The sequence below is a fragment of the Actinophytocola sp. NPDC049390 genome, from assembly GCF_044466355.1.
GTDB lineage: Bacteria > Actinomycetota > Actinomycetes > Mycobacteriales > Pseudonocardiaceae > Actinophytocola.
Window position 1 is genome coordinate 73,077 of the sequence record NZ_JBITMQ010000021.1, and the last position, 14,409, is coordinate 87,485.

Here is a 14,409-nt window from a genome sequence, read left to right on the forward strand (position 1 = left end):
TGCCTCTTCTCCTTCGACAGGACGTGGAGCACCTCGTCCTGGTGCCACCTAGCTTGCCCGCGAGACCACGGGCAAGCGTCGCCTCGACCCATTCCGGGTAAATGCAAGGCCGGGTTTCATTCCTTACTGGAGCCATCGATGTCGGCGGGGAATTGGGCGCCTAACTCGCGTCGGACAAGGTCGACCATCGCGTCGCGAGTGGCGCGCAACCGTTGCTCGTCATCATCGGCCGCAGCGTGCATCCACTTCCGCAACAGTAGGCGGGCCTGGAGAGTGCCGTACGTCTCCACAGCGATTACCGCGTCCATTGCCATCTCTGACCGCGTTCCTCTTGGCCAGGTCTGATCGATCTCGGCCAGCTTGGCATGTTCGCCCTTCCTCTGAAACCGCATGCGCTCCAAGGTCACCGCCGCCGACCGTAGTGCGGCGAAGTACGCATCCCGACGTTCTTGGGCTAGTCGATCGCGCGCGGCACTTTCTTCTGTACGGCGGGCCATTCGTTCCACCTGAAGCCGACTTTGCCGACCAGTCAACCAGGTAAAGAACATGCCACTCATCGCTGCTGCGCCGGTAACCGTCGGGGCCACCCATTCCCATGCCATCAGCAGATTCTGCCGAGGCAGAGCCGTTGCGCACCAGCTGGTCGTTGAAGCCGGCTGTCCGGTCCTCGACACGCCTTCGCCCGGGATGGACGGATGTCCACCCCGGGCGAAGCCTCTGTATCGCGGTCAGCGCAGCCACGGGTTCTTCCGGACGATGTCGAGGTTCGCCCAGGCCTTGCCGAAGCCCCAGGTGTTGCCTGCCGCCACGATGGCCAGCCAGATCAGCACCAGGGCGTAGAGGATGTGGTAGTCGAGGATGGGGTTGGTGGACATGGTGGGCTCACCGGCGTCGGTGAACCGGTCCAGCGGCCACTCCGCCGCCCACATCAGCAGCATCATCACGGTGCCGGAGACAGCCGCGATGCGCAGGCCGACGCCGAGCACCACGGCGATGCCGATGCCCGCGAGGCCGAGCATGAACAGCCAGTCCGCCCACGCGGTGCCCGCCCAGCCGCGGAACATGGCGGCGAAGGGGCCGTGGTCGATGTTGCCGAGGAAGCCCTGGGTCGGCGAGCCGCCGTTGATCCAGGCCCGCTCGCCGGGAGTCGCGTAGCCGAAGCCGAACAGCTTGTCGAGGAAGGCCCACAGGAACACGAGTCCCGTGGCGATCCGCACGACGGCGACGAACGCTGCCCTGGTACCCGGTTCGGGCGCGGTGGCCACCGGGGTCGTGGCCCGCTGTGCCGGAATGTTCTTGTGTTGCTGCGGTTGGTCCTTGAGGGACATTGTCGACCTCCCTTTCGTTGGGTTCGATCTCAGTCTCGGCAACCACCGCCGTACGGTCTGGAGTCCAAGGTCCTCCCGGTGGGCAGCGTTGGTCCCTGGTTGCCGCACCGGGCCGCCGGGACGCTGACGACGTGACGCAGCAGAGTCCCTTCGTGGCCGTGCGGGAGACCCACATCGGGGTGGTGTTCCTGGTCGGCGACCGGGTGTACAAGCTCAAGAAGTCGGTGAGCCTGGGGTTTCTGGACTTCGGCACGCGTGCGCGCAGGCACGCCGCTTGCTTGCGCGAGGTCGAGTGAACAGCAGGCTGGCACCAGACGTCTACCTCGGGGTCGCCACCGTGTCCGATGTGGATGGCGGACCGGGAGAGCCACTGGTGGTGATGCGGCGGATGCCGGAGGACCGCAGACTCAGTACGCTGGTCCACGCCGGTGTCCCGCTGTCCGGGGAGATCAGCAGGCTGGCGCGCGTGCTCGCGGCGTTCCACGCGGCCGCCGAACGCGGACCGCACGTGGACGCGGAAGGCGCCGTCGCCGCCCTGTCCGCGCGGTGGGAGGCGAGCTTCGCGCAGGTCGACGAGGTGGGAGCCGAGGTGGTGCCCGCCGAGGCACGTGCCGAGATCAGCCGCCGGACACGGGACTTCCTCGCCGGACGCGCTGAGCTGTTCGCGTCGCGGCTTGCTCGGGGGCGGATCGTGGACGGGCACGGGGACCTGCTCGCCGACGACATCTTCCTCCTCGACGACGGCCCGAGGGTGCTGGACTGCTTGGAGTTCGACGACCACCTGCGCAGGCTCGACGGCCTCGACGACCTCGCCTTCCTGGCGATGGACCTCGAACGGCTCGGCAGACCGGATCTCGGCACGCTGCTGCTCGACAGGTACGCCGAGTACAGCGGAGATCCCGCACCGGCGTCTTTACGTGCCCACTACATCGCCTACCGGGCTTTCGTGCGGGTGAAGGTGGCATGCCTGCGCCACGCACAGGGCGATCCGAGCGCGGCCGCGGAAGCACTGGCGTACACGGACATCGTGCTGCGGCACCTGCGTCGGGGCGCGGTGCGGCTCGTGCTGGTCGGTGGCTTACCCGGATCGGGCAAGACCACGATAGCCGGGCGCATCGCCGACGAACTGGGCGCTGTGTTGGTGTCCAGTGACCGCGTACGCAAGGAACTCGCCGGCCTCGATCCCAGACAGCACGTGCCGGCGCCCTACCGGTCAGGCATCTACTCGCCCGAGCACACCGAGCGGACCTACACGGAGATGCTGCACAGGGCAGGGGAGCTGCTGTCGCGCGGTGAGCCGGTGGTGCTGGACGCGTCCTGGTCGGCCGCGGCGGAACGGGACCTCGCCGGGAAACTGGCGGAACGGACGCGGAGCACGCTCGTGCCCCTGAGATGCACGGCACCCGCGGCGGTCACCGACGGCAGGCTGCGGACCCGCAGCGCGTCACTGTCGGACGCGGACCCCGTGATCGCGCACGCCATGGCAGCGGACGAGGAGCCCTGGCCTCAGGCGAGTGACGTCGACACCTCCGGCACCCCGGACGCGGCGCTCACCGAGGCGTTGCGGATCGCCGAGACGGTCTGACCCGCATGAGGTTGTTGATGCGGCACGCGCTCGGCGGATCCAGCCGTGGCACGGGTTTCCTCGTCACCTCCGGCGGCGGCTCGGCGGGTGGGTCGAGCCCGTCCGCCGCGGTCAGCCCGAGCATCTCGAGAAGTTCGGCGAGATCTGCGGCGCCGCGCGCGAGCCCGGCCACCGTGCGAGCAGCCCGGTGCCGTTGCCACGCAGACGTGGTTTCGCCTGTCATACCTTCAAGGATCGGTCGGCGCGTTCCGGTGCGACACGGACGAAAGTCCCTGCCAGGACGGCCTTTCGACGGGTTCGGCGGTCGTCCGCGGCCACGCACGATGACGGTATGACGATCATGCGGAAACTCTTCCACGAGCGGCTCGACCAACTCGCCGCAGGACTCGACGACATGGTGGCGCTGGTCGAGAAGGCCATGCGTAACGCCACCACCGCCCTGTTCTCCGCCGATCGCACCCTCGCGGAGTCGGTGCTCCAAGAGCACGAGGACCTGAAGGCGCGGCAGGCGGCGGTGGACGAACTCGCGCTGGACCTTCTGGCCCGTCAGCAACCGGTCGCGGGCGACCTTCGGGCGATCGTCGCCTGCCTGCGGATGAGCGTGGACCTGCGACGCATGGGCAAGCTGGCGGCGCACATCGCCGAGATCGCCCGTGACCGCGACCCGGAATCGCCCGTGCCCGCAGCGCTGTGGGACGCGGTGCACGCCATGGGGGAGCGCGCACTGGCGCTGGTCGCCGAGGCCGCCCACGCCGTCTCGACGCGGGACGCCGGAGCCGCCACCCGCCTCGACCACGAAGACGACCAGGTCGACCGTCTGCAGGAAGACCTGTACCGGAGGCTGCTGGCCGGAACACCGGGACTCGACGGGGAGGTGGTGGTGGATCTCGCGTTGCTCGGCCGGTACTACGAGCGGTTCGCCGACCATGCGGTCGACCTCGGCCGTGACGTCGGCTACCTCGCGGGCCGGAACGCGCTCGACGCACCGACGGGAAAGAGGTGAGTCACGATGGACGTCGTCGAACTGCCGGAACCGATCCTGACCACGCGTGGGGAATTCGGTGAAGGGCTGGCGGAACTGGTCGCCACCAAGTTGGCAGCACTGGCCAGGCACGCGCACGAACCGGTGCTCGCGATCCGGGTCGAGCTGGACCGGCACGCTGACCCGGCCATGCCGTGTCCGGTGGGCGCGCGTGCCGACGTTGACGTCAACGGCAGGCACGTGCACGCGGCCGCCACCGCCCGGAACGCACGCGACGCCGTTGGCCTGCTCGTACGGAGACTGGTCCGCCAGATGGACGACCGGCCGCACACGCACCGCGGACGTCGGAGGCGTCGACGCCGGTGAAACGCTCGGCAACGGGGATGCCCTGGGCCACGTGGCCCAGGGCATCCCCGTTGCCGAGAACAGGTCACATGGTCCGTGCCATCAGGTGTGCGAGGTCGAGGGTGCGGTTGGCGTAGCCCCATTCGTTGTCGTACCAGCCGAACACCTTGACGACGGCACCCTCCACCTTGGTGAGCGCGGCGTCGAACACGCACGACGCGGGGTCACCGATGATGTCGCGGGACACGATCGGTTCCTCGGTGTAGCGCAGCACCGACTTGAGGCGCCCGTTCGCCGCGTCCGCGAACGCGCGGTTCACCTGGTCCGGGGTGACGTTCGCGGTGGCGACCCGCACGGTCAGGTCGGTCAGCGACCCGTTCTCCACGGGCACCCGCACGGCGACGCCGTCGAGGCGCCCCGCGAGTTCCGGCAGCACCTCGCCGACCGCGACCGCGGCGCCGGTGCTCGTCGGGATCATGTTCACGGCGGCGGAACGGGCCCGGCGCGGGTCCTTGTGCGGACCGTCGAGGAGGTTCTGGTCGTTGGTGTAGCTGTGGATGGTGGTCATGACGCCGTTCACCACGCCGAAGGCGTTGTGCAGCACCCACAGCATCGGGGCGAGGCAGTTCGTCGTGCAGGACGCGTTCGACACGATGTCGTGGTTCGCCGGGTCGTAGATGTCCTCGTTGACGCCCATGACGATGGTCGCGTCGACCTTCTTGCCCGGTGCGGTGATGATGACCTTGCGCGCGCCCGCGGTCAGGTGCGCGGCCGCGGCCTCCCTGGTGCGGAACTTGCCGGTCGACTCGAGCACGAGATCCACGCCGAGTTCGCGCCACGGCAGCGCCGCCGGGTCGCGTTCGCTGAGGACCCGGATGCTCTCGCCGTTGACCGAGATGCTGTTCTCGGTCGCGTACACAGGGACGTGCCATGGCCCGTAGGTGGAGTCGTGGCGCAGCAGGTTGGCGAGCGTTGCGGCGTCGGTGACGTCGTTGATCGCGACGATCTCGATGCCGAGCTCCCCGTTGTCGGCCCGGTCGGTGGCCGAGCGCAGCAGGTCCCGTCCGATGCGCCCGAACCCGTTGATGCCGATGCGGATGGTCATGTTCTCACCTTCTGTAGGGGCCTGGCAGGCGGTCGATGGTGTCCTCGGTCCGGCGGACCGGGCTGCGCGGCAGTGGCGGCGCCGATGTGGGCGCCCAGCCGACGCGCAGGATCAGGTGGGGGTGGGCCGCCCCGTCGAGGACCTGGTCGCGGATCGCGGCGCGGGTCGCGGGGACTTCGAGCGGCTGGGACAGCGGGCATGTCGCGAGTCCCAGGTCGGTGGCGGTCAGGAGAGCGGCGCTCGCCGCCTCACCCGCTCGCAGCACCGACGCCGGATCGTCGTGGAGGGTGGCGAGCACGAGCAGCTCGCTTCCGTCGGGCTCGCCGCGGCCGGTGGCCGCGTTGTGCAGTGAGCCACCGGGGAACACCCGCATCAGGGTGTCGTCGTGCCGGATCGAGGTGGCCGCGCCGGCGGCGGTGAGCACGCCGTCCTCGGCGGCGAAGCTGCTCCTGCTCCACGCGGCCAGCTCGACCTGGTAGTCGGGGTCGGCGGCCTGTTTGCGTGCCGCCGCGTCGATGGCGCGGCTGAGCTGCCAGCGGAGGGCGCTGTCGATGACCGGGACCAGCAGCCCGCCCGCCTGGCCCGCGCGGCGCACGAGCAGGTCGAGGTGGGCGGCGGGTACCTCCCACGAGGTGTAGCGGCGGCGGTCCGTGCGGCGGCGGGGGATGGCGCGCAGGAGGGCGATGTCGTCGTCGGTCGGCAGGTGTGGCCGCGTCTCGACGGCGGCGAGGTGGTCGGGGTCGTGCTCGTTGGGCATGTGGTGCACGACCGCTCGCCAGCCCAGTGCCGCGAACGCCACCCGCAGGTGGTGCAGTGCGGCGCCGCAGGAGAGCAGGAGGTCCCTGCCGTCCGGGTCGGTGATCCGCAGCCTGCGTTCCCGGTCGGCCATCAGGTGCAGTGAGTCGCGGCCCACCAGCCAGCGCCACGGCTGGGTGTTGTGCACCGACGGCGCGCGGTTGGCGAGTTCGATCGCGGCGCGCACGGTCTGGTGGTCCGGTGCGGAGACGGCGTGGACGTTCATGCCCCCAACGGTCGTTTCCTCCCCCACCGCCGCGGCAGTGCTCAAGTTCCTCGCCGGGAGCGACGTTGGGCCTTGCGGACGGGGACCTCGGTCTCTCCCCAGCGCCCGCGCCGGGACCAGAGCATGGAGCCGAGCCGGAGTTTCGGGGAAAGGACCAGCTGTGCACGCCAAAGCAGGTGACTGGCTGATCGTCGAGATCGCCGGAACCGACCACGCCGCCCGTCGCGCGCGGATCCTCGACGTCAGCTCGCCGGACGGCGCGCCGCCGTTCACAGTGCGGTGGCTGGACACCGACCGCGAGGCGCTGGTGTTCCCCGGCGACGACGCGCACGTGATGACGCAGGACGAACTCGAGGCACTCGACGCGCGCATGGCGGAGCGGGCCGCTGTCGTCCAGCGGCACATCATGCGACGCAGGGGGACGCCATGATCACCGAACGGGCTGCTTCGTCCCCTGTCCTTCGCCTCGCGCGGCTGGTGCGTTCCGGCAGGAACCCGTTGGCGCGTGGCGTCGACCGGGCCGAGGGCACCGCCGTGCTCCTGTTCGTCCTGCTGGCGCTCGTGCTGGTGCCGGTCATGCTGACCGTCGGGTCGGTGACCCACTCGGCCCTCGCTGAGCGAGCCGAGGAGCAGGCGGCCACGCGGCACCAGACCGTGGCGGTCCTCACCGAGGACGCACCGGTGACGTCCGTGGGCCAGGGCGAGGGCGTCGGCACGACGTCGAAGGTGGCGGCCAGGTGGCTGCTTCCCGACGGGCGAACCCGCAGCGGGCAGGTCGACGCGGAGGCGGGCATGAAGTCCGGAACCGAGGTCCGGATCTGGCTCGACACCTCCGGCGCACCGGTGGACCCACCAGTGTCCCCAATGGACGCGGTGGTGGCCGGGGTGCTGGTCGCGGTATCGGGCTGGCTCGCCGTGGCCGGGCTGTTCGCGCTCGTCTGCTGGGGACTGCACCACGTGCTGGACCGGCACCGGTACCGGGCCTGGGAAACCGAATGGGCACGGGTGGGACCCGACTGGCTCGACCGGCACCGCTAGGCAGGGACCAACTGCCCCGGTGGAAAGAGAACGACGACCGCTGCCGCGCCCATGCCACCCGGCCACGCTGAAGGCCTGGCCCCTGGAACGGCCGTGAGTCAGGAGACAGCCATGAACCTTCCCGTCGGCACAGTGATCGAGCGGGCGTTGCGGGCCGCGACCCGCGCGCCCTCGGTGCACAACACCCAGCCATGGCGGTTCGTGGTCGCACCCCCGTACGTGGAGTTGCACCTCGACCGCGACCGGGTACTGCCGGTGGCGGATCCCGCAGGCCGGGAAGCCCGCATGTCGTGTGGCGCGGCGTTGTTCAACCTGCGGCTCGCGATCGAGGCGGCGGGCCGTGGCGTGGTGCTCGACGTACTGCCCGACGCGGGCCGTCCGGACCTGCTCGCCGTCCTGCGCGTGACGGGGGACCGCGCGGTGGCGCCGAAGCAGACGACGCTCATGCGGTCGGTTCCGCACCGGGCGACCAACCGCAGGCCGTTCATCGAACGACCGGTCCCGTCCGAGCACCGCAACGCACTGCTGCGCGCCGCGGAAGAAGAGCGGGCGCACCTGATCGTGCTGGACACGCCGAAGAAGCTGGACACCTTCGCCACGCTGTTGCGCCGTGCCGACCACATCCAGCAGGAGGACCCGGCCTTCCAACGCGAGCTGCGTGCGTGGGCGGACCGGGACACAGAGGACGCCGAGGACGGCGTGCCACGCTCGGCGGGTGGCCCTCGGCCGGTGGGCGGGTCGCTGCTCACACCGAGGCAGTTCCACCCCGGCTCGGCGGTGGAGCGTCCGTTCGAACAGGAGCCCCTGGTGGTCGTGCTGACCACCCACGGCGACACCCCGGGCGACCACGTGCGAGCCGGGCTCGCGATGCAGCACGTGCTGCTGTCGGCCACCGCGCTCGGGCTGAGCGCCTCCTTCCTGTCCCAGCCCGTCGAGGTCCCGCTCACCAGGCCGGCACTGCGAACCCAGCTCGGCATCCGCGGGTACCCGCAGACCGTGCTGCGCATCGGTTACGGCCACCCGGTCGGCAGTACCCCGCGCAGGCCGGTCAGCGCGGTCACCACCGTCCGCACGGACGCCCGGTCATGACGCCGAAACGGACCCACCCGAGGAGGGCACCATGATCACCGACGACGCGCACCTGTCCGCGCACTGTGACCACCCGGTCGTGGTCGGTGTGGACGGGTCGGAGTCCGCACTGCACGCGGTCCGCTGGGCCGCGCGGGAGGCGGCCAACCGGAGTGCGCCGCTTCGCCTCGTGCACGTGTGCGGCCTGGCGACCGTGCGACGGCCACGCCGGGTCGCGCCGCCGAGGGACTTCCACGACGCCGTCATGGCCCAGGGACGGCACTGGCTCACCGAAGCGAGCAGCGTCGCGCGCCGCACGGCACCCGGACTGTCGGTGATCACCGACCTGCGGGCCGGTGCGCCGGCGGAGGTGATGGTCTCCGAGTCGCGCACGGCGCAGCTGGTGGTGCTCGGATCCCGCGGCCTGGGCGGGTTCCGGGCCATGGTGGTCGGTTCGGTCGCGGTGGCGTTGTCCGCCCACGGGCACTGCCCGGTCGTGGTCATGCATTCGTCCACACGCGACAACGTGCCGCGCGATGGCGGATCGGTCGTGGTGGGGGTCGACGGCTCCGAGCTGAGCGACGCCGCGCTGGCCTTCGCGTTCGAGTGGGCGGCCGCACACGGCGTCCCGCTGGTGGCCGTGCACACGTGGTTGGACGTGCACCTGGCCGGTGCGTGGACGACGCTGCCCGGGACCGTTGACTGGGAGCAGGTCCAGGCAGGGGAAGAGAAGCGCCTCGCCGAGCGGCTGTCCCCGTGGCGGGACAAGTTCCCGCGGGTCGAGGTCCAGGCGGTGGTGCGGAGGGACCGGCCCGACCGCGCGCTGCTCGAACACGCCACGGGAGCGCGGCTGATCGTCGTCGGCTCGCACGGGCGCGACGCGTTCGCCGGCATGGGGATCAGCTCGGTGAGCCAGACGTTGTTGCACCACGCCGAATGCCCGGTCGCGGTGGCGCGGACGGATCGGCGATGAGCACCGAGTTCCGCCGTGTCGTCGCGGGCGTGTCCAGGACGGACGGGCGTGGCGTTGTCGGCTGGGCGGCGGCGGAAGCACATGCCCGCCACGCCGAGCTGCGGTTGGTGACGGCGGTGCCGATGCCGGCCGCCCCGGACCGGTACCTCCCGAACGAGGTGGCCGAGGAACACCGCGTCACCGCGGTGCGGATGCTCGCCGAGCTGCTGGACGGAGTGCTGGCCGAGCGGCCGGACCTGGCCGTGGCCACGGACGTCGTGTCCGGCCCGCCGGCCGCGGTCCTGCGTGCCGCCACCGAGCACGCCGACCTGCTGGTCGTCGGTGCCGACGACGCGACCCCCTTCGCCGAGGCCATCAGCGGGTCGGTGCCGGGTGACCTGCTGACGACCTCGCACTGCCCGCTGGCCGTGGTGCCGCGACGGGAGTGGGCGGAACTGCCCGCGACCGCCCCGGTGGTCGTCGCACTCGACGAGTCCGCCACCGCTCAGGCCGCGCTCGCCTACGGGTACGTTGCGGCGGCCAGGAGCGGGCGGCCGCTGACGATCCTGCGGTGCGTCCCGGCCGGGCACCTTGGCGAGGCCGCCGCCCTCGCACAGTCACGCCTGCTCATCGCCTACGGCGAGCTGTACCCGCACGTGGTGGTGTCCGTCGACGTCGTGCCCGACGACCCTCGGCGCGCGCTCGTGGCGGTGTCCCGGCGAGCGGCGGTACTGGTCCTCGGTTCCCGTGGGCGCGGCCGCCTCGCGTCCGGCCTGTTCGGCTCCGTGAGCCGCGACCTGATCCGGCGCAGCGGCTGTCCGGTCGTGATCGCCCGCACGCAGCCGACCGCTGTAGCCCTTCCACTGTAAGGAGAAACCATGGCACCCCGAAGCAAGCCCGTCGTCGTCGGCGTCGACGGATCGGCCACCGCGCTGCTCGCGGTCCGATGGGCGGCCGAACGCGCGCGCCTGGACGGGCTGCCGTTGCGCCTCCTGCACGCCTACCAGCTCCCGATCGGGTTCCCCTCCGGGGTGACAGAGGAGGAGTCGATCCTGAACGCCTTGCGCGACCAGGGCAGGCAATGGTTGAGCGAGGCCCGTGAGGTGGCGACCGCGGTCGAGCCCGGTCTCGACGTGCACACCGAACTCGCCGCGATGCCGCCGACCGCGGGGCTGGTGCGGGAGTCGGAGAGCGCGTCGGTGCTCGTGCTCGGCAACCGGGGCCACAGCGCGTTCACCGGCATGCTGGTGGGATCGACGTCGCTCGCGCTCGCAGGCCACGCGCACTGCCCGGTCGTGCTGGTCCGCAACGGCGCCGACGGGTCGCCCCGCACCGGCCCGGTGGTGGTCGGTGTGGACGGCACGGAAGCGAGCGAGGCGGCGCTCGCGTTCGCGTTCGCCGAGGCGTCGTCCTCTGGCGCGACGCTGGTGGCGCTCCACGCGTACGCCGAGTCCGTGTTCGAGGAGGCACTCGCGGCGAACAACGCGCGGCTGAACTGGACCCTCCAGCGTGAGGCCGCCGAAACCGCGCTCGCGGAGCGGCTCGCGGGCTGGCAGGAGAAGTACCCGCAGGTGCGCGTCGAACGCGACGTCGTACACGACCGGCCGACGAGGGCGCTGCGCCGCTGCGCACAGACCGCGCGGCTACTGGTCGTCGGACGGCGGGGCCACGGGGGCTTCCGCGACCTCGTCCTCGGCTCGACGAGCCAGCACCTGCTGCACCACGTCACCTGCCCGGTCGCCGTGGTGCGGACGGAAACGACCGGGTAGCGAGGAGGCACGGCCATGCGTGCACGGGACATCATGAGCAGGCCGGTGGTCAGCGTCGACACCACGGCCACGGTGCTGGACGCGGTCACCGCCCTCACCGAGCACGGCTTCGCGGCCGTGCCGGTGGTGGACGACGGTGACCGCGTCGTGGGGATCTTCAGCGAGTCCGACGGGCTTCGCGCCGAGCACCGGCGGGACGCTCCGGTGACCGAGGTCATGACCCCGCTGGTCGAGGTGACCACGCCGGACGCCGACGTCGCGAAGATCGCGGAACGCATGCTCGCCAAGCACCTGCGGTCGGTGCCGGTCGTCGAGGAGGGGTTGCTGGTCGGCATCGTCGCCCGCCGCGACCTGCTGCGGACCATGGTCCGCACCGACGACGTGATCACCGCGAACGTGCGGGGACTGCTCGACAAGTACGCGGGCAGCCGCAGGCAGTGGACGGTCCGGGTCGCTGACGGGCACGTGACGGTCTCGGGAGAGTTCGCCGACACGGCTGAGCGCTCGCTGGTCGGTGCGCTCGTCCGCACGGTCGGTGGCGTCAAGGACGTCGTCATCGCCGCGGGCATGCCCGCGGCCATCGGCTGGGACGACTGAGAACAGACGTGTGGGCCATGCCGTCGTTCGCGGCATGGCCCACACACGTGTGTCAGATTCGGTGTCCGTTGGCGGGGACGAGCACGACGGGCACGTCCGCGTGGCGCAGGCACTCGTTGGTGACGCGGCCGAACAGGAACTCGGTCGTCCTGCCGTGCGGGTTGTAGCCCAGCACGAGCATCTCGGCGCCGTGCGCGGCGCGCGCCAGCTCGACACCGGGTTCACCGCTACGGTGCAGTTCCGTGATCCTGGGGGCGGTCGGTTCCGCTTCGCGCACCGCGGTGACGGTGTCGTGCAGGGTGCTGGCGTTCCGTCGCGGCGGCGCCGTTCCGTACGGCGCCGGGGCGTACGACGTGCCGGGGAGCAGGTGCGCGGGGTACCGCACCTCGACCGCGATCAGCGTGCGGTGCTCGGCCTTCGCGCGGGTCACCGCCCAGTGCAGGGCGTTGATGCTGGCCGGGGATCCGTCAACGCCGACGACGATGGTGCCGGTCATCGGGGTCACCTCCTTGTGAACGACGGCGCGAAAGCCAGTGCCTCGTCCAACTCGACGTGTCGCTCGAACCGCGCCGTCAGCGGGGCGAGCGCGGGGCGGTACCGGCGGAGGTGGTGGTCGCAGAACACCAGTTCACCACCGCATCGCAGAACCGCCCGCGTGGTGGCCCTGGCAGCGCAGCGATCACACCGGTCTGTCACGGCGAACAGTGCGGCGGTGCGCACCTCGGTGGTGGTCATGACGACCCCTCCTTCCGGAATCTCCGACACAACCGTCCCGCGGAGCGTGGATCGGCCACACGGTCGTTGGCCGCCGGTGCGGAGGACTTTCGTCCCCCTGGTGTGACCCGGTGTCCATTGTGGTCAGACCGGCGGACCGAACGTCCCGTGCGGGCAGGACCTTCGGCGGCGGTCCCCCGTCCGGCACGGCGCTAGTTTCGTCTACAAGGCCAGTGACTTCGAGGGAAGGACCGATCATGATCGTGGTCGGCGTTGACGGCTCGGCATCGGCACTGGACGCGGTCCGCTGGGCCGCGATGGAGGCCGGTCGTCGTCGGATGCCGTTGCGGCTGGTCAGCTCGTACCAGCTGTCGGCGGGAGTGGCGGGGGTGCTCGATCCCGGGGTGCTCGACGTGTTGCGTGAGCAGGGACGGCGCTGGCTGGCCGAGGCGCGGGACGTGGCCGACGAGGCCGGTGTGCGCACGAGCATCGTGCTGGCGCCGGTACCCGCGGTGCTCCTGCTGGTCAGGGAGTCCCTCGACGCCTCGCTGCTGGTGCTCGGCTCCCGGGGATTCGGCGGGTTCACCGGGTTGCTGATCGGCTCCACCGCCGTGGCGCTGGCCGGCCGGGCGCACTGCCCGATGGTCGTCGTCCGGGGTGAGGTGCCCGCGCACGGCCCGGTCGTGGTCGGCGTCGACGGCCTGCGCGACTCGGAGGACGCCGTCGCGTTCGCGTTCGCCGAGGCCTCGGCACAGGACGCCGACGTCGTCGCCGTGCACGTCTGGCACGAGTCCCTCGCCGACGCGGTACTGCTCGGCCACCCCACGCCCCCGGACTTCGACGGCGCGCAGCAGCGCGCGTACGAGACGCTGGCCGAGCGGTTGGCCGGCTGGCAGGAGAAGTACCCCGACGTGCACGTCACCCGCGAGGTCGTGCGCGACCACCCGTCCGAGGCGCTGCTGCGCTATGCCGAGGGCGCGCGGCTCGTGGTGGTCGGCACCCGGGGTCGTGGCGGAGTTCGTGGTCTGGTGCTCGGTTCGACGAGCCAGCACCTCCTGCAGCACGCGCCGTGCCCGGTCGCCGTCGTGCGCACGGAGCCGGATCGGGAGTGAACCATGTCGCGGCCGGTCGTGGTCGGAGTCGACGGGACAGCGGACGCCTTGCGCGCGGTCCGGTGGGCGGCCGAGCACGCCGGACCACGCGGTGCCGATCTCCGGCTCGTGCACGCCGCCTCTTCGCCCGCTTGCGCGGCGCGGGTGGTGCGAGAAGCGCGGGACGTGGTGTACGAGGTCGCCGCCGGTCTGCCCGTCAGCGTGGTGACCGGTGAGCTCCCCTCGGCGGAGCTGCTGGTGCGCGAGTCCGCGGGTGCCTCGTTCGTCGTCCTCGGCAGCCGAGGACGTGGGGGCTTCTCGGGACTGCTGATCGGCACCACCGCGGTCACCGTCGCTGCTCGTGGCGGCTGTCCGATGGTCGTCATGGGCGGGCCCGACGAACGCGGTGACGGGCCGGTGGTCGTCGGGGTCGACGGCACCGTGAACAGTGACGCCGCCATCGACTTCGCCTTGCGCGAGGCTTCGCTGCGCGGTACAGGTCTCGTCGCCGTGCACGGTCTGATCGCACCCGTCGAGGGGAACGTCACCCCCGACCGCGTGGCGGAGACGATCGCCGAGCGGCTCGCCGACCGCGGTGCGCGGTACCCGGAGGTGAAGGTCGTTCAGGAGGTGGTCGCGGACACGCCGGGCCGGGCGCTGCTCGACCGGGCCGCGTCGGCCCAGCTCGCGGTCGTCGGCAGCGGGAGGCGGATCGGCTATCGCGGCGCCCTCCTCCGCTCGACGAGCCAGTACCTCCTGCACCAGGCGCCGTGCCCGGTCGCCGTCGTGCGCCGGGATCACCCGATCTGACCGG

The 14,409-nt window shown here is 71.4% G+C and carries 19 protein-coding genes; 13 read left to right on the top strand and 6 right to left on the bottom strand.

Features of this window, described 5'->3' with window-relative positions:
• Window positions 1–116: 116 nt before the first annotated feature.
• Together ACIBVP_RS41070 and ACIBVP_RS41075 are read right to left on the bottom strand one after the other, a co-directional pair.
• On the bottom strand, window positions 117–602 hold the full coding sequence (locus ACIBVP_RS41070; protein ID WP_396111987.1) for a hypothetical protein: 486 nt from the start codon (window positions 600–602) through the stop codon (window positions 117–119).
• Window positions 603–728: 126 nt separating this feature from the next.
• A complete protein-coding gene (locus ACIBVP_RS41075) occupies window positions 729–1,328 on the bottom strand; it encodes a hypothetical protein (protein ID WP_396111989.1) in 600 nt (199 codons plus the stop codon).
• Window positions 1,329–1,459: 131 nt separating this feature from the next.
• Between ACIBVP_RS41075 and ACIBVP_RS41080 the strand changes: the two genes are divergently transcribed.
• The 4 genes from ACIBVP_RS41080 to ACIBVP_RS41095 all read left to right on the top strand — a co-directional run bounded on the left by ACIBVP_RS41080 (window position 1,460) and on the right by ACIBVP_RS41095 (window position 4,261).
• Window positions 1,460–1,624: a hypothetical protein gene (locus ACIBVP_RS41080; RefSeq protein ID WP_396111990.1), complete on the top strand. Its 165-nt coding sequence runs from the start codon at window positions 1,460–1,462 to the stop codon at window positions 1,622–1,624.
• Window positions 1,621–2,913, top strand: coding sequence for an AAA family ATPase (locus tag ACIBVP_RS41085; protein ID WP_396111991.1), 1,293 nt, complete (start codon window positions 1,621–1,623; stop codon window positions 2,911–2,913). Before ACIBVP_RS41080 ends, ACIBVP_RS41085 begins: the two co-directional genes overlap by 4 nt.
• Before the next feature lie 331 nt (window positions 2,914–3,244).
• Entirely contained in the window at window positions 3,245–3,916 is a 672-nt protein-coding gene (gene phoU, locus ACIBVP_RS41090) for a phosphate signaling complex protein PhoU (RefSeq protein WP_396111992.1), read from the top strand.
• Window positions 3,917–3,922: 6 nt separating this feature from the next.
• Complete coding sequence (locus ACIBVP_RS41095; protein ID WP_396111993.1) at window positions 3,923–4,261, top strand: HPF/RaiA family ribosome-associated protein; 339 nt, start codon at window positions 3,923–3,925, stop codon at window positions 4,259–4,261.
• Window positions 4,262–4,325: 64 nt separating this feature from the next.
• Here the strand turns inward: ACIBVP_RS41095 and gap are convergent, their stop codons facing one another.
• A complete protein-coding gene (gene gap / locus ACIBVP_RS41100) occupies window positions 4,326–5,345 on the bottom strand; it encodes a type I glyceraldehyde-3-phosphate dehydrogenase (protein ID WP_396111994.1) in 1,020 nt (339 codons plus the stop codon).
• Window positions 5,346–5,349: 4 nt separating this feature from the next.
• Window positions 5,350–6,366: an Acg family FMN-binding oxidoreductase gene (locus ACIBVP_RS41105; protein ID WP_396111995.1), complete on the bottom strand. Its 1,017-nt coding sequence runs from the start codon at window positions 6,364–6,366 to the stop codon at window positions 5,350–5,352.
• 160 nt (window positions 6,367–6,526) lie between these two features.
• Between ACIBVP_RS41105 and ACIBVP_RS41110 the strand changes: the two genes are divergently transcribed.
• From ACIBVP_RS41110 to ACIBVP_RS41140, 7 genes are all read left to right on the top strand, one after another.
• Window positions 6,527–6,796, top strand: a complete 270-nt coding sequence (locus ACIBVP_RS41110) for a DUF1918 domain-containing protein (protein WP_396111996.1) — start codon at window positions 6,527–6,529, stop codon at window positions 6,794–6,796.
• Window positions 6,793–7,404 carry a hypothetical protein gene (locus ACIBVP_RS41115; RefSeq protein WP_396111998.1) on the top strand — a complete coding sequence of 204 codons (612 nt, stop codon included), beginning with the start codon at window positions 6,793–6,795 and terminating at the stop codon, window positions 7,402–7,404. The genes ACIBVP_RS41110 and ACIBVP_RS41115 overlap by 4 nt, the downstream gene beginning before the upstream one ends.
• 111 nt (window positions 7,405–7,515) lie before the next feature.
• Complete coding sequence (locus ACIBVP_RS41120) at window positions 7,516–8,493, top strand: Acg family FMN-binding oxidoreductase (protein ID WP_396111999.1); 978 nt, start codon at window positions 7,516–7,518, stop codon at window positions 8,491–8,493.
• 31 nt (window positions 8,494–8,524) lie between these two features.
• On the top strand, window positions 8,525–9,445 hold the full coding sequence (locus ACIBVP_RS41125; protein WP_396112000.1) for a universal stress protein: 921 nt from the start codon (window positions 8,525–8,527) through the stop codon (window positions 9,443–9,445).
• A complete protein-coding gene (locus tag ACIBVP_RS41130; protein ID WP_396112001.1) occupies window positions 9,442–10,293 on the top strand; it encodes a universal stress protein in 852 nt (283 codons plus the stop codon). Before ACIBVP_RS41125 ends, ACIBVP_RS41130 begins: the two co-directional genes overlap by 4 nt.
• Before the next feature lie 9 nt (window positions 10,294–10,302).
• Window positions 10,303–11,193 (top strand): universal stress protein, encoded by an 891-nt coding sequence (locus tag ACIBVP_RS41135; RefSeq protein ID WP_396112002.1) that lies wholly within the window; start codon window positions 10,303–10,305, stop codon window positions 11,191–11,193.
• Window positions 11,194–11,208: 15 nt separating this feature from the next.
• Entirely contained in the window at window positions 11,209–11,790 is a 582-nt protein-coding gene (locus ACIBVP_RS41140) for a CBS domain-containing protein (protein WP_396112003.1), read from the top strand.
• Between the two features lie 52 nt (window positions 11,791–11,842).
• Here ACIBVP_RS41140 and ACIBVP_RS41145 read toward each other — a convergent pair whose 3' ends face one another.
• Both ACIBVP_RS41145 and ACIBVP_RS41150 read right to left on the bottom strand, forming a co-directional pair.
• Entirely contained in the window at window positions 11,843–12,286 is a 444-nt protein-coding gene (locus ACIBVP_RS41145) for a universal stress protein (RefSeq protein WP_396112004.1), read from the bottom strand.
• A gap of 5 nt (window positions 12,287–12,291) precedes the next feature.
• Entirely contained in the window at window positions 12,292–12,525 is a 234-nt protein-coding gene (locus tag ACIBVP_RS41150; RefSeq protein WP_396112005.1) for a hypothetical protein, read from the bottom strand.
• 236 nt (window positions 12,526–12,761) lie between these two features.
• Between ACIBVP_RS41150 and ACIBVP_RS41155 the strand changes: the two genes are divergently transcribed.
• Entirely contained in the window at window positions 12,762–13,616 is an 855-nt protein-coding gene (locus tag ACIBVP_RS41155; RefSeq protein WP_396112006.1) for a universal stress protein, read from the top strand.
• Window positions 13,617–13,619: 3 nt separating this feature from the next.
• Window positions 13,620–14,405 (top strand): universal stress protein, encoded by a 786-nt coding sequence (locus ACIBVP_RS41160; protein WP_396112007.1) that lies wholly within the window; start codon window positions 13,620–13,622, stop codon window positions 14,403–14,405.
• Window positions 14,406–14,409 lie beyond the last annotated feature (4 nt).

Bases quoted from the DNA above. Each gene is read 5' to 3' on its own strand.
- ACIBVP_RS41070 (WP_396111987.1), bottom strand. From the start codon at position 602: ATGGCATGGGAATGGGTGGCCCCGACGGTTACCGGCGCAGCAGCGATG.
- ACIBVP_RS41125 (WP_396112000.1), top strand. From the start codon at position 8,525: ATGATCACCGACGACGCGCACCTGTCCGCGCACTGTGACCACCCGGTC.
- ACIBVP_RS41075 (WP_396111989.1), bottom strand. From the start codon at position 1,328: ATGTCCCTCAAGGACCAACCGCAGCAACACAAGAACATTCCGGCACAG.
- ACIBVP_RS41135 (WP_396112002.1), top strand. From the start codon at position 10,303: ATGGCACCCCGAAGCAAGCCCGTCGTCGTCGGCGTCGACGGATCGGCC.
- ACIBVP_RS41140 (WP_396112003.1), top strand. From the start codon at position 11,209: ATGCGTGCACGGGACATCATGAGCAGGCCGGTGGTCAGCGTCGACACC.
- gap (WP_396111994.1), bottom strand. From the start codon at position 5,345: ATGACCATCCGCATCGGCATCAACGGGTTCGGGCGCATCGGACGGGAC.
- ACIBVP_RS41155 (WP_396112006.1), top strand. From the start codon at position 12,762: ATGATCGTGGTCGGCGTTGACGGCTCGGCATCGGCACTGGACGCGGTC.
- ACIBVP_RS41095 (WP_396111993.1), top strand. From the start codon at position 3,923: ATGGACGTCGTCGAACTGCCGGAACCGATCCTGACCACGCGTGGGGAA.
- ACIBVP_RS41145 (WP_396112004.1), bottom strand. From the start codon at position 12,286: ATGACCGGCACCATCGTCGTCGGCGTTGACGGATCCCCGGCCAGCATC.
- ACIBVP_RS41130 (WP_396112001.1), top strand. From the start codon at position 9,442: ATGAGCACCGAGTTCCGCCGTGTCGTCGCGGGCGTGTCCAGGACGGAC.
- ACIBVP_RS41115 (WP_396111998.1), top strand. From the start codon at position 6,793: ATGATCACCGAACGGGCTGCTTCGTCCCCTGTCCTTCGCCTCGCGCGG.
- ACIBVP_RS41105 (WP_396111995.1), bottom strand. From the start codon at position 6,366: ATGAACGTCCACGCCGTCTCCGCACCGGACCACCAGACCGTGCGCGCC.
- ACIBVP_RS41120 (WP_396111999.1), top strand. From the start codon at position 7,516: ATGAACCTTCCCGTCGGCACAGTGATCGAGCGGGCGTTGCGGGCCGCG.
- phoU (WP_396111992.1), top strand. From the start codon at position 3,245: ATGACGATCATGCGGAAACTCTTCCACGAGCGGCTCGACCAACTCGCC.
- ACIBVP_RS41150 (WP_396112005.1), bottom strand. From the start codon at position 12,525: ATGACCACCACCGAGGTGCGCACCGCCGCACTGTTCGCCGTGACAGAC.
- ACIBVP_RS41160 (WP_396112007.1), top strand. From the start codon at position 13,620: ATGTCGCGGCCGGTCGTGGTCGGAGTCGACGGGACAGCGGACGCCTTG.